Annotated in this window: 9 protein-coding genes; 5 read left to right on the top strand and 4 right to left on the bottom strand. The window is 74.5% G+C overall.

Features of this window, described 5'->3' with window-relative positions:
• The first annotated feature begins 45 nt into the window (after positions 1 to 45).
• Positions 46 to 438 carry a hypothetical protein gene (locus ACFQ79_RS19430; RefSeq protein WP_383585010.1) on the top strand — a complete coding sequence of 131 codons (393 nt, stop codon included), beginning with the start codon at positions 46 to 48 and terminating at the stop codon, positions 436 to 438.
• Between the two features lie 99 nt (positions 439 to 537).
• Here ACFQ79_RS19430 and ACFQ79_RS19425 read toward each other — a convergent pair whose 3' ends face one another.
• The 4 genes from ACFQ79_RS19425 to ACFQ79_RS19410 form a co-directional block, all read right to left on the bottom strand.
• The gene (locus tag ACFQ79_RS19425) at positions 538 to 1,785 is read right to left on the bottom strand and encodes an MFS transporter (RefSeq protein ID WP_383585008.1); all 1,248 of its coding nucleotides are present in this window, start codon (positions 1,783 to 1,785) and stop codon (positions 538 to 540) included.
• A gap of 134 nt (positions 1,786 to 1,919) precedes the next feature.
• Positions 1,920 to 2,777, bottom strand: a complete 858-nt coding sequence (locus tag ACFQ79_RS19420) for a hypothetical protein (RefSeq protein WP_383585006.1) — start codon at positions 2,775 to 2,777, stop codon at positions 1,920 to 1,922.
• A 4-nt stretch (positions 2,778 to 2,781) separates the two neighbouring features.
• The gene (locus ACFQ79_RS19415; RefSeq protein ID WP_383585004.1) at positions 2,782 to 3,363 is read right to left on the bottom strand and encodes an RNA polymerase sigma factor; all 582 of its coding nucleotides are present in this window, start codon (positions 3,361 to 3,363) and stop codon (positions 2,782 to 2,784) included.
• A gap of 79 nt (positions 3,364 to 3,442) precedes the next feature.
• Positions 3,443 to 3,919, bottom strand: a complete 477-nt coding sequence (locus tag ACFQ79_RS19410; RefSeq protein WP_383585002.1) for a hypothetical protein — start codon at positions 3,917 to 3,919, stop codon at positions 3,443 to 3,445.
• Positions 3,920 to 4,821: 902 nt separating this feature from the next.
• Between ACFQ79_RS19410 and ACFQ79_RS19405 the strand changes: the two genes are divergently transcribed.
• The 4 genes from ACFQ79_RS19405 to ACFQ79_RS19390 all read left to right on the top strand — a co-directional run bounded on the left by ACFQ79_RS19405 (position 4,822) and on the right by ACFQ79_RS19390 (position 12,930).
• Entirely contained in the window at positions 4,822 to 6,894 is a 2,073-nt protein-coding gene (locus ACFQ79_RS19405; protein ID WP_383585000.1) for a BTAD domain-containing putative transcriptional regulator, read from the top strand.
• 87 nt (positions 6,895 to 6,981) lie between these two features.
• A complete protein-coding gene (locus ACFQ79_RS19400; protein WP_383584998.1) occupies positions 6,982 to 9,237 on the top strand; it encodes a TOMM precursor leader peptide-binding protein in 2,256 nt (751 codons plus the stop codon).
• The gene (locus tag ACFQ79_RS19395; protein ID WP_383584996.1) at positions 9,227 to 11,236 is read left to right on the top strand and encodes a TOMM precursor leader peptide-binding protein; all 2,010 of its coding nucleotides are present in this window, start codon (positions 9,227 to 9,229) and stop codon (positions 11,234 to 11,236) included. The genes ACFQ79_RS19400 and ACFQ79_RS19395 overlap by 11 nt, the downstream gene beginning before the upstream one ends.
• Positions 11,237 to 11,277: 41 nt before the next feature.
• The gene (locus ACFQ79_RS19390; RefSeq protein ID WP_383584994.1) at positions 11,278 to 12,930 is read left to right on the top strand and encodes a nitroreductase family protein; all 1,653 of its coding nucleotides are present in this window, start codon (positions 11,278 to 11,280) and stop codon (positions 12,928 to 12,930) included.
• The last annotated feature ends 178 nt before the right edge of the window (positions 12,931 to 13,108 follow it).

Below are 13,108 nucleotides of genomic sequence, written 5' to 3'. Positions count from 1 at the left end.
GACGTACGCGGTCGGGGCCCGGCCGAGCGGAGAGACGAAGGACCGATGACGCTGAAAGTGGGCCGGCGCGTACAGCTGGCGGTGGAGCTCGCCCTGACCGGTCAGGTCGTCCTGGCCGGGGCAGCCCCGGCGGAGGTGCCCGCCGCCGTGGGTTTCCTTGCCCTGGCGGCGGGGACCGAGGGCACCGTCGAGGAGGTGGACGACGACCGCCGGGAGAGCGCGGAGGTCCGCGAGTACGCACGCCTCAAGTCGCTCCTCGACGACTTCGGCCACCAGATGCCGCCGGGGAGCAGGGCGCAGCTGGAGGAGCAGGTCGCCACCCTGGAACCGGCGTGGATCGCGTACCAGGAGGCGGAGATCCCGGTGCGGGTCCGCGTCCGGCTCGACAACGGATTCGTCCTCCACGACACGGCGGGGGACGTCTTCGTCGCCGTCTGACGCGGTGGCGGAGGTCATCGTCCCGTCGGACACGGCGGGAGACGTCTGCGTTCCTCCGACACGAGGGCGGGGGTCGTCGCCGCCGGCCTGCCCGGCCGGTCACGGTCCCTTCGCCGGCACCGGACGCCGGATCAGATAGGCGGCGGCGGAGGCGACGAGCACCAGCATGCAGGCGATGAAGACCAGCCCCGCCCCCTCCAGACCCAGCGGATCGGCCAGCACCCCCACACCGATCACCGGGATCGAGATGCCGGTGTACGCGACCACGAACAGCGTCGAGATCACCGCCGCGCGCCGGTCCGGCGGCGCCGCGGCCGCGACGGAGGCCAGGGCCGCGCGGAAGGCGAGGCCCTGGCCCACACCGCCGACCACGGCGGACAGGACGACCAGCGCCAGAAGGTCCGTGTACAGCGCCGCTCCGAGCAGGACGAGACCGCCGAAGAGCACCACACAGCCCAGGGGCAGCGAGCGCGCCACCCCGACGCGGTCGACGGCGAGCTGCCCTGCCGTGGAGGCGAAGAAGGCGAGTGCCACGATCAGGCCGCTCACGGCGTGGTTGTCGACGTGCAGGTACCGGGCGAGGAACGCGGGGCTCACCGAGGTGAACACCCCGAAGAGGGCGAACCCCACGAACGAGGCGATGGCCGCCGGCACGAACACGGCCCGCACCTGCGGCGGCAGCGCGGGACGCTGCGGCCGTACGGCGGCCACGCCGCGCCGATCGCGTACGGTCTCGGGCAGCCACAGGAGGACGCCGACGGAGATCGCCACGAGGCCGAGGTGCACGGCGAACGGCAGGACCAGGGGGTCGGGGGCGTACTCCGCGAGGAGTCCCGCGAGCAGCGGCCCGCAGCCGAGCCCTCCCATGTTGGCGGCCGTGGCCACGAGCGTCGCCCGTGACCCGCCGCCGCGCGGGGCGAGCTCCATGACGTACGCGGTGGCGGCGCCGGTGAAGAGACCTGCGGACAGGCCGGAGAGGAGCCGGCCCGCGTACAGCCAGCCCAGGGCGTCGGCGAGCAGGAAGCACACGGCGCTCGCCGCCGCGAACCCCAGGCCGCAGAGCAGGGTCGGGCGTCTGCCGACGGTGTCCGAGGCGTTGCCCGCGAGGAGGAGCACGCCGATGACCCCGAAGGCGTACACGGCGTAGACGACGGTCACCGTCAGCTCGGAGAACCCGAACTTCTCCTGGTAGAGGGGATAGAGCGGGGTCGGCAGCGTGGTGCCGGCCATGCACACGACGAACACGGCTCCGGCGAGCAGACACCGCAGCCAGCCCTGGGGGTCGCCCTGCCCGCCGGCGTCACCCTCCGTGCCACGATCGCGTTCCCCACCACGTTCGCGTTCCACGCCCCGGTCACCTTCCATGCAGCGGACCGTATCCCCGCCGACCGCCGACCCAGGGGCGCGAACTGCGGCAATCGCCCGGACGTCACCCGGTCGACGAGGGCACGGGGGCGTCCCGACACGAGGGCGGCGGAACGTCAGGGCCTGTCGCGGCCCGGGTCGTTCCTCGGCCCCTTCTTCGGCGCGTCGGTCGGTGCGTCGGGTGCGTCGAGCGGTGCGTCGGTGGGTGCGCGGCTCGACGCGGGCTTCGGGCCCTTCTCCGGTCCGCTCCCGCGGCCGTAGGCGTGGCCACTCCCGTACCCGTATCCGCTCCCGTACCCGCTCCCGTATCCGCTTCCCTGTCCCTTCTCCGGTCCGCTCCCGCGGCCGTACGCGTGGCCGCTCCCGTACCCGCTTCCCTGCCCCTTCCTCGGTCCGTTCTTCGAGCCGTTCCCGACGCCGTCGTCCGGCCCACGCCTCTTCCCGTGCTCCCCGCCCTGGCCCGGGTCCTTCGCCGGCCGTGTGGACGGGCTCAGGGACAGCGGCGCTGACGTCGCCGCACCGGGCAGGGTCGTCGTGCCGGCCGCCGGAGCGGTGGTCCCGCCGAGCGTGGGGACGGGGGTCGTCGGGGCAGGCGCCGGCTCGTCCGCGAAGGGACTGGGCAGGTCCACGGCGGCGATGGCCACACCGCCCAGCGTCACGCTGGCGAGCGCCGCGGCCAGGGCGGTCCTCAGGGAGCGACGGCGAAGTCGCCGCGCGGTGCCGGGAGTCCAGTCGTCGCGGCGGCGCGTCCGGCGTGTTCGGCCGGGGACGTGCAGGCCGGCGTCACGCGCGGCCCGGAAGGCGGCTCGGGCGCTCGCCTCCGCCCCACCGGCCGCTTCCCCGGCCGTCCCGCCCGCAGCGACGCCGCCCGTCACGCCCCCCTCCGTGGTGGCCGTGGCCGTCGCCTGCCGGTCGCCGCGCAGCGCGGACCGCAGAGACCGCTCCAGACCCTCGTACCGATGCTCGTCGGGCATCCCATCACCTCCCTGTTCCCCTGAGTTCCCGGGCCAGCCGCTTCAGTCCCCGGTGTGCGGCGGACCGTACCGCACCGGGGCGTTTGCCCAGAACCCGGGCGGCCGTCGGCCCGTCGAGGCCGACGACGACCCGGAGCAGCACGGCTTCGGCCTGCTCCCGAGGCAGGCCCATGACCAGCGCGAGGGCCTGTTCCGTGGAGAGGGCCTCCAGGGCGTCCCCCGCCGTGTCGGCGGCGGCAGGAAGTTCGAGCACGTCCTGTTCGAGCAGGGCCGGCCGGGGACGGGACCGAACCCGCCTCAGATGGTCGAGTGCCCGGTGCCGGGCTATGGTCGCGGTCCAGCCGCGGAAGCCGATGCCGTCGCCGCGGAACCGGCCGAGGTCGCGGGCGATCTCCAGCCAGGCCTCTGATGCCACGTCCTCGGCGTCCTCGCCGACGATGCCCCTCAGGTAGCCGAGGAGCCCGGGGTAGACGGCCCGGTACGCGTACGCGAAGGCCTCCTCGTCGCCCTCCTGCGCCCGTGCGACGGCCGAGCCGAGTGCGGAGTCGCGTGCCGTGGTGGGCGTGCGCCCCGTCCCCTCGTCCACACGATCCTCTTCGCCACCGGTACGTTCACGAACCTCCGGTTGCCGCGGTCCACCGGAAGGAAGTCATCCTGTCAGACCGTCAGCAGAGGCCCGCCGCCAGGCCGTCCGGTGCCCGGACCGGCCGTCTGCGGGTTCGTGGCGGCCGTCGGCCGTGCAGGGTGAGGAAGTAGGTCTGGAGGGATTCCTGCGGTCCGATCTCGAAACGGTTCACGGTCCGGCCGAGCGGGTTCCACACCCGGCCGTCCGGCATCCGTGTCCCGACGGGGTGGGTGAAGACGGACCGGAGCAGGTGCTCCGGAGGGATGTCGATCCAGACCGCGCCCGCCTCGCGCACCAGCACCTCGCCGACGTAGGCGCCGATGCCGATCAGGGGCCCGGCCACGTCCTCCCGTCCTGCGCCGCCCTGCCGGAGACCGTCGATGAGCCGGTCGACGACGCGCAGGCTCGCCGCGGTGTAGTCCAGCGGAAGCCTCGCCCTCGTGGTGGCACGCGCCACGAACTCGGCTGCGTGACGCCCCATGTCGGCCGCGGACAGCTTCAGGATTTCGCGGTCCATACGTGATCACCCTTCCCCTTCGAAGCGGCGTGATTCGCCGGATGATCAAGCGGAAGCCGGTCCGGAATCATCACGGAGGGCGCGCGTGACGCTGATCACACGCTGATCGCACCCCGTTCGCGGGGCGGCGGCGCCGTGCGGAGCAAGGCCGCCGGCGGACGCGGTGGACCGTCAGCGCCTCCGAGGGTTCCCGTCGCGTTGGCCGGAAGTCACCAGGCCCGCCTCGCGGCCGGCGACGGGACGGGACCTCCGACGGCGACCGGTCGCGGCTCATCCGCCGTTCGCATAGGGGACGTTCCGTCGAGATGCGTCGTTCACGCTGGTCACGGGGCACGGACCCGGCAACGGCACGGGGGCGGTGAGACCCCGACCCCGGCGGCGTCCCGGGCCGCCGCCGTTCACGGCCACCGGTGCCGATGTCGGACGGTCGGAAAGTGGCCATTCTTTGCGTCGGGCGTACTCCGTCGACGGTCTCCCGAGGGCGGCGGCTCGTTCCTGACGGTCGTCCGCATAACGGACAGAGAGTGTCATGACCTCATCAACGCTCTCCCTGGCCCGCGCACTCCCACCACGCTGCACGCCCCGGACCGCACCGTCAACCACGCACCGGCAGATGTCCGGAAGGGGTCCCGCCCCGTCCCCTCCCCGGCACCGCCGCTGTACCTTCCTCCTGACCCTGACGCCGACCGGGGTCACCCACGCCCTCGCCCCCACCCAGGCCGCTTCCGCGGCCGCAGCAGCCCAGCGCGTCGCACCTTCCCCCGTGCCTCCCTCTGCCTTCCCCGGTGGTTCGCCATGCCCGCTGCACCCGCCCGGCCCCCGACCTCCCGCCCCCGGCCGCACGACTCCGGCCGACCGTAGGGCCCACCCGGCACGAGCGGACGAGGAAGGCGAACACGACGGTGCGATTCCATTTACTCGGGCCCCTGAGCGTCACCGACGGGCGGGACATCGTGATGCTCCCGCCCTCCAAACCGACGGCGCTGCTCGCCGCACTGCTCATCCGGCCGGGTTCGATCGTCTCCACCGACCGCCTGCGCGACATCGTCTGGGGCGAGGAACACCCCACGACGGCCAAGACCGCCCTGCAGAGCTGTGTCCTGCGTCTGCGGCGGCTGTTCGCCAAGTACGGCATCGAGCACCAGGCCGTCGTCGCGGTCGCCGGCGGCTACCGCATCGACGCCGACGCCGAGACGCTCGACCTGCTCCACTTCCGTCGGCTCGTCGAGCGGGCCGCCGCGGCCGGCAACGACTCCGAGCTGTACACGCTGCGCAGCGCGCTCGCCCTGTGGCAGGGCGGCCTGCTGTCCAACGTCCCCTCCGACCTGCTGCACCGCGACGAGGTGCCCCGGCTCGCGGAGGAACGGCTGAGGGTGCTCGAGCGGGTCTGCGACATCGAACTGGAGCACGGCCGATGTCGCGAAGCACTCGTTGATCTATGGGAGGTTACGCGCGTATACCCGGCCCACGAGCGGTTCGCCGAGCAACTGATCGAGGCCCTGTACCGGACGGGCCGGCAGACCGAGGCGCTCGCGGAGTACCGAAGGATCAAGGGCCATCTGCGCGAACGGCTGGGCGTCGATCCGCGGGCCGAACTCCGGCGCCTGGAGCTGGCGATCCTGCGGGGCGAGGACCTCGGCGGCGTCGAGGTGACACGAAGACGGGCGGCACCGACGGAACGGACCGCGGCCCCTCAGGCGCAGGGCCCTCAGGGCCCTCAGGACCCTCAGAACTCGCCGCTCTCTCCGACCTCTCTGCTCTCTCCAACCTCTCCAACCTCTCCGACCTCTCTGACCTCTCTGACCTCTCTGACCTCTCAAGCCTCTCCGGCCCCTCCCGTTTCTCCGGCCCCTCCGACCTCTCCGGATTCCGCCGACCGGGGCTCCCTCGCCGCCCCGGTCCCCTCGCCGCCGCCGCTCCCGCCCGCGCCCATACCCTCCGTCCCCGGGTTCACCGGACGGGAGCACGAAGTCGACTCCCTGGTGCGTCTGTTGACGAGCGAGAGACCCGGTGGTGACACCGAGCGGGCACCCTTCGCCGTCCTCTCCGGAGCTCCCGGCATCGGCAAGACCGCCCTCGCCCTGCACGTCGCCCATCTGGTGGGCCGTCATTTCCCGGACGGTTGCCTCCTGGTGCCGCTGACCCGTCCGGACGGCAGCCCCCGCCCGGCGGAGGAGGCCGCCGACGAGCTCCGCAGCGCGCTCCCCGCGGGGCCCGGAACCGGCCGGGGCCGGGGCCGGAGCCGTTCCCTTCTCGTCCTGGACGACGTCGTCCACCCCGATCAGGTCCGCCCGCTGCTGACCGCGTACGCCTGCGGCGCGGCGATCGTCACCAGCCGGATGGGGCTCGCCGCGCTCGTCGCCACCCACGGCGGCACCGTGCACCGGCTCGGCTCCCTCGATCCGGAGCAGTCACAGGCGCTGCTGACCGCCGTCCTCGGCCGGGAGCGGATCGCCGCCGAGCCCACCGCGACGCTCCCCCTCGCGGCCGCCTGCGGCCACCATCCGCTCGCTCTCCGGATCGCCGCGGCCCGGCTGCTCACCCGGCCCCGGCTGCGCCTCGCCGACTACGCCGACTGGCTCCGGCACGACCCCGTCGGCCGGCTCAGCCTCGCCGACGATCCCCGGATGTCGGTGCCGCAGCGGCTCGACGAGGCCGTCAAGCGGCTCCCTCCGCCGCTCGCCGAGGCTCATCTGCGCCTCGCCGCGTCACCCCACCACCCGCTCACCACCTCCGGGGCGGCCCGGCTCCTCGGTCTTCCGGAGGACACGGCGGAGCAGGTCATGGAGCGTCTCCTCGACGCGGGTCTCCTGGAGGAGGGGCAGCCCGGCGCGTTCTGGACGCACGATCTGCTGCGGGCGCACGCCCGCCGTGCGGCCGGCTCCTCCGCCGGCCACGCCCCCGCGCTGCTGCGCCCGCCCCGGCACGGGGAGTTCCCGCAGCTGGACGGGACCAGGCCCGCCGCCCTGAGGTGACGACGGGGGCTCCTTTCCCTCCCCCGCGCCCCCTTCGCCGTACCCGGCACGCCCGACCCACCCCGTTACGAGAGGTGTGACGCACGCATGACCCTTACGTCGTACGCGGAGATCGCCGGAACCCGGCCCCGGGTCCGTCGCGATGTCCTGTTCACCCAGACCCCCGACGGCGTGATCTTCCACAACGCCGACGGCGGCTTCCAGCTCACCGCCAGGTCCGGCTACCGCTTCGCCACGCTCCTCATGCCGTACCTGGACGGCAGCAGAGCGGTCGAGGAGATCTGCGCGGGGTTCGGCGACACGCAGAAGGCCATGGTGGGCGAGCTGGTGCAGGCGCTCTACGGGCGCGGCTTCGCCCGCCCCGTACCGGCGCCGGACGAGACGGCCGCCGGGCCCACCCCCTCTCCGGAGGCGGCGGCCCGCTTCGCCCCGCAGATCGCGTACATCGATCACTACGCCGACGCCGCCGCGAGCCGCTTCGCTCGCTTCCGGGAGACCCGGGTCGCGGTCCTCGGCGACGGCCCGGTGGCCCGCTGGTGCGTGCTCTCCCTCGTCCGGAACGGCTGCGCCGCCGTCGGGGTCGAACGCTCGCTCGCCGAGGGCCGCGCCGGTGTGACGCCGGAGGAGTTCGCGGCCGTGCGCGAGGAGGCCGCCGCCCTCGCCGCGGAGGGCTGCCCCGTCGAACTGCCGCTGCTGCCGGGGCGGGACACGGACCGCGGCCGGAAGGCCTGGTCGGCGTACGAGGGGTACGACGTCGTGGTGGCCGCCGCCGGGTCCGACGTACCGGGGCTCGTGCTGCCGCTGCTGCGGGAGGGTGTGCCGCGGGGTCGTACGCTGCTGCCCGCCTGGACGTTCGGCGGGTCGGCCGTCGTCGGCCCGGCGACGACCGCGGACTCGGCGTCCTGCTGGTCCTGTGCCGCGCTCCGGCTCGGCGCGGCCGGCGGCGCGGCCGCTTCGGACGCCGCCGAGCTGTGGAGCGGTCTCGCCCTCGGCACCGGTACGCCGGGCCTCCGGCCGGCCGGGCCGCTCGCGGCGATGCTCGGGAACCTCCTCGGGTACGAGGTGTTCCGGCTGGTCACCGAGGCCCTGCCGGCCGAGACCCGGGACCGGGTGCTCGTCCAGTCCATGGCCAGCCTCGACGTCGCGTCGGAACCGCTGCTCGCCCACCCGCGCTGTCCGTTCTGCTCGTCCGCCGCGGGCCTGCCCGAGCCGGTCGACGTGACGTCGGCGCCGGCGCGTCCGGCGTTCCTGCCGACGGTCGCCACCGCCCCCGACGACGACGCCGCCCAGGGACCGCTCGCCGAGCTGGAGCGGCGCTCGGCGCTCGTCCGCCCCTTCACGGGGGTCTTCACGTCGTACGCCGACGAACCGCTGACGCAGACACCCCTCAAGGTGGGCTCGGTCGTCCTCGGGCTGGGCGCGCGGGGCACCCGTACGATCACGGCCTTCGACGTGCACCACACGGCCGGTGCCCGGCTACGGGCGCTGAACGCGGCGGCGGTGGTCTACGCCGAACACGTGGTCCCGGCCGCCGTCTTCGCGGACCCGCTCGACGCCCTGCCGCCGGTGTCCCCCGACGCCCTGACCATCGCGTCGGGCACGGGCGGCTCGGGCGGTGCGACGCACTGGACCCCGGCCACCTCGCTCCTCGGCAAGGAGGTCGTACGGGTGCCCACCGGCGCCGTGCGTCCCTTCGGCCCGGACAACGCCGACCGTCGCTTCGAGCCGACCAGGGCGGGAGCCGGGGCGGGCTCGGACCTCCCGGAGGCGGCGGCCGCGGGACTCCTTTCGGCCCTCGCCCACGACGCCCTGCGCCGGGCGGTGACGGGGTCCGGTGACACCACCCCGATCGCACCCGAGGTGTTCGGCGCGGACCCGGAGACGACGTTCCTCCTCCGGTCGGCCGCTCTGCTCGGCCTCACCGTCGAGCTGCTCGACCTCGGCGAGCGGGCGCACTCCGGAGCGTCGGTCGTCCTGGCGAGGACGGCGGCAGGCGACACGGACCCCGGTCGCTGGGCCGTCGGCGCCGCTCTGGACCTGACTTCGGCCGCCGTGGACGCGGTACGGGACCTCCTGGGAGAGGTCCAGCTCGCCGGGGAGGGGCGGGGCACGGACGAGGGCGACCCGCTGCTGCGGGACCTGGCCGCGGCCGTCGTGCCGGTCACCGGCGTCGAGTCCGCGCAGGTTCCGGGCGGTCCCGTGGACTGGCCCCACGTCCTGGAACGCCTCGCCGCCACGGGCCGGGACGCCTTCGTCGTACCGACCCACGCCGCCGACCTGCCGACGGCGGGCATCCACACCGTGCGCGTCCTGCTCACCCGGGCGGCCGCCGATGAGCGCTGAGACCGTGGCGCCGCCGCAACCGAACACCTCACGCGCCTCCGATTCCTCTGGTGCCTCCGTCGCACCCGCCGCGGGTGCCCGCGCCGGGTCCTCGTCCCGGTTCGCCGCCGCCCTGCGCGCGGCGCTCGACGAGATCGGGGCCGCAGCGGGCGGCCCCCTGCCGGGCGTGACGGTCGCCCCGCTCGGCGTGCGGGACGCGTACGCGGCCACCACCGACGGGCAGGGGCCCCTCCGCAACTCCACCGACGCCGGCCGTCCGCTCCCCGTGCACCTCTACGGGCGGCAGGTCATCGTCGGTCCGTGGCCCGCGCCGCCCGGGGGAACCGACCGCACGGACCGCGCCGGCTGCGCGACCTGTCTCCGGCGTCGCTGGCAGGGAGTGCGCTCCGTGCCCCTGCGCGAGGGGCTCGAACTCGGGTCGGAGACCCGGTCCGCGGGCGGCTGGCCGTACGGCGTGCCCTTCGCCGCCACCGCCGTCGCCGCCCTGGTCGCGGGGCTCGCGGAACACGGACCGGCGCCCGGCCCGTACCCCCGTGTCCATCTGATCGACCTCGACTCCCTGACCGTGCGGAGCCATCCGCTCGTGCCCGACCCGGAGTGCCCTTCCTGCGGGATTCCCGAGGAGGACACCGCCGAGGCCGCCACGCTGACGCTGCGTCCGGCGCCCAAGTACCGGCCCGGCGTCTTCCGGGTCCGCCGGATCGAGGACTACCGGCTGCCCGTGGACGCGTTCGCCAACCCCCACTGGGGCGCGATCGGCCCGTCCGTCGTCTTCGACGTCGCCTCGACCACCACGTCGGCCACCGTCGGCTGCTTCTCGTCCCGCTCCGGCGCGTACCTGCGCGAGACGTTCTGGGGCGGCCACGCCGACAGCTACGCGCGCAGCCGGCGCATCGGGGTGCTCGAAGGTCTCGAGCGCTATGCGGGGATGCGCGCCCGGACCCGGCCGGCCCGTCTCCGGGCTTCACTCGACGACCTCGGCCCGGCGGCGGTGGACCCGCGTGAGACCGGGCTGTACGCGGACGCGTTCCACCGCGACAACCCCCGGGTGCGGCCCTTCGCCCCGGACCGGGAGATCCCCTGGGTGTGGGGCTGGTCGCTGCGCGACGCGGCGCCGCGGGCGGTGCCGGAGATCCTGGCGTACTACCACGCGCCGGGCCTGGAGAACCGGTTCGTGCAGGAGAGCTCCAACGGGTGCGCGTCCGGGGGCAGTACGGAGGAGGCCGTCTACTTCGGCCTGATGGAGGTCATCGAGCGGGACGCCTTCCTGCGCGCCTGGTACGGGCAGGTGCCGCTGCGCGAGATCGATCCGTCGACCAGCACCCGGGCGAGCACCCGGCACATGGTCGACCGGCTGGCCATGTACGGGTACCGGGCGCGGTTCTTCGACACCCGGGCGGACCTTCCGGTCCCGGTGGTCACCGCGTGCGCCGAGCGGTTCGACGGGGGTGTGGGCCGCATGTGCTTCGGAGCGGGCGCGGGACTCGACCCCGAGTCGGCGCTCGACTCCGCGCTCTCCGAGATCGCCACCGACTCCGTGAACCTCGTCGGCCGGACCCGGCGCGACGAGGCACGGCTGCGGGCGATGGCCGCCGACTTCGACCTGGTCACCACCCTCCACGACCACCCGCTGGTCTACGGCGTCCCGGAGATGGGCCGGCACGCCGACTTCCTGCTGCGACAGCGGGACCCCCTGCCTCCCCTCGCGGTCGCCGACCTCGCGTGGCCCGACGCCGACGGCGCCACCGCCGCCACGGACCTGCGCGAGGACCTGCTGCGCGCCGTGGGCGCGGTGACCGCAGCGGGTTTCGACGTGGTGGTGGTCGACCAGACCCTGCCGGAGCAGCGTGCGCTCGGTCTGCACACCGTCAAGGTCCTGGTGCCCGGACTCCTGCCCATCGACTTCGGCTGGTCCCGGCAGCGGGCCCGTCACATGCCCCGGACGCACGCGGCGCTGGGCGCCGCCGGACTCCACCCCGCCCCGCATCCCTTCCCGTAGCGGCTCCCTTCCCGTACGCCGTCCGAAAGGAGGCCGACCCCATGGGGTACGCCCATGAGTACGCCAATGCCGTCCTGTACCGCGGCCGCGTTCCGATGGAACCCGCCGACTTCGTCCCCGACTGGCCCGACGGGCCGCGCAGGGGCAAGTTCTATCCGGGGGTGGAGTCGTACGCCCTGCCCGACGGGGACGGCCTGGCCGACGCGCCCGCGGGGGCCGGCCTTCTCCCCCGGTCCGGCGGCGGACCGTCGGACACGGATCCGGCCGGTCCGCCAGGGGCGCCCGGCGGCTTCACCCTTCCCCTGCTGTCCGCGATGCTCAAGGACTCGTACGGGCTGACCGGCCGCCGCCTCGGAGTCCAGGCCAACAGCGACCTGTCCGGGCTGCCGTTCTACACCCACGCCAACTGGTCGCGGGGCACGGCGGGCGGCGGCGGTCTCTACCCGGTCGGCGTCTACTGGGCCTCGGGTCCTTCCGGCCCGCTCACGCCCGGCATCCACTACTACGACGTCCAGCGGCACGCCGTGCAGCGGCTGTTGACGGGGGACGTGACGGCGCGGGTGCGCGAGGCGCTGGGTCCGGACGCGCCCGCCGAGGCCCTGGAGACCGACCAGTATCTGATCCTCGGCGTGAAGTACTGGCAGACGGCCTTCAAGTACAACAGCTTCGGCTACCACGTGGTCTGCACCGATGTCGGGACGCTCGTGCAGACCTGGCGCGTCTGGGCCGCCGCGCACGGGCTGCGGACCGCACCCGTCCTGTGGTTCGACGAGCCCCGGCTGAACGGCCTGCTCGGCACGGCCGGCGAGGAGGAGGGGGTGTTCGCCGTCGTGCCCCTGCGCTGGGAGGGCGGCGGCACCGTGCCGCGGACGGCGGTGGGCGACCGGGCGGCGGCCGACGGCTCCGACCCGTCGGTGCGGCACCGGGACGTCGAACGCTCCCGTACCGTCATCGAGTTCCCCACGGTGCTCGCGATGCACGCGGCGACCGTGTCCGGCGCCGCCGACCGGCCCGCGCCCGGCGCGCTCGCCCCGGCGGCCGCCCGGCCCGTCCCCGCGGGCGGCACCCGGGTCCCGCTTCCCGCGCCCGCCTTCCCCGAGGTGCCGGTGCGCCGCGTGCTGCGGAGCCGGCGCAGCAGCTTCGGACGCTTCGACGCGGCCGACCCCGTGACGCCCGGCCAGCTGTCGTCCGTGCTCGCGGCCTGCGCGGCGACCTTCCTCGGCGGGGAGGCCGATCCGGACGGCACGCTCCGGCAGGTCCGTCTGTACGCCTTCGTCAACCACGTCCAGGACATCGCGCCCGGCGCCTACGTCTACGACCCCGACGCGGGCGATCTCGCGCTCGTCGTCCCCGGCCCCCAGGGAGCGTTCCTCCAGGAGAACTACTTCCTGGCCAACTACAACCTGGAGCAGGCCGGCGTCGTCCTCGTGCCGACGGTCCGGACGAAGGCCGTCCTGGACGCGGTCGGGGACCGCGGCTACCGGCTCGCCGTCGGCACGGCGGGCGCCGTGGCCCAGACGTTCTATCTGGCGGCGTCCGCCCTGTCGCTCGGCGCGGGGGTGGCTCTGGGCTTCGACAACGTGTCGTTCGTCGAGAGGCTCGGCCTCGAGGGCACGGCGGAGGCGCCGCTGCTGATCATGCCGCTCGGCAACGAACGCCCCGGGCCCGCCGACTTCCGTCACGAGATCGCCTGAGGGGGACCCGCGATGACACTGCTGACCAGCACCAGCACCGGGACCGGTGACAGCGCCGACGCCGACACCAGCCCCGTCGACACCGACGCCGACACCAGCCCCGTCGACATCGACACCGACGCCGACACCAGCGCCATCGACACCGGTGCCGGCACCGGAACGTTGCTCCCGCCCCAGG

Origin of the sequence: Streptomyces sp. NPDC056480 (assembly GCF_042795405.1) — a bacterium.
Taxonomy (GTDB): Bacteria; Actinomycetota; Actinomycetes; order Streptomycetales; family Streptomycetaceae; genus Streptomyces.
Note: the sequence above shows the minus strand (reverse complement) of the source record. Positions and strands in the feature narration are given on the sequence as shown.

Bases quoted from the DNA above. Each gene is read 5' to 3' on its own strand.
- ACFQ79_RS19400 (WP_383584998.1), top strand. From the start codon at position 6,982: ATGACCCTTACGTCGTACGCGGAGATCGCCGGAACCCGGCCCCGGGTC.
- ACFQ79_RS19395 (WP_383584996.1), top strand. From the start codon at position 9,227: ATGAGCGCTGAGACCGTGGCGCCGCCGCAACCGAACACCTCACGCGCC.
- ACFQ79_RS19420 (WP_383585006.1), bottom strand. From the start codon at position 2,777: ATGCCCGACGAGCATCGGTACGAGGGTCTGGAGCGGTCTCTGCGGTCC.
- ACFQ79_RS19430 (WP_383585010.1), top strand. From the start codon at position 46: ATGACGCTGAAAGTGGGCCGGCGCGTACAGCTGGCGGTGGAGCTCGCC.
- ACFQ79_RS19410 (WP_383585002.1), bottom strand. From the start codon at position 3,919: ATGGACCGCGAAATCCTGAAGCTGTCCGCGGCCGACATGGGGCGTCAC.
- ACFQ79_RS19390 (WP_383584994.1), top strand. From the start codon at position 11,278: ATGGGGTACGCCCATGAGTACGCCAATGCCGTCCTGTACCGCGGCCGC.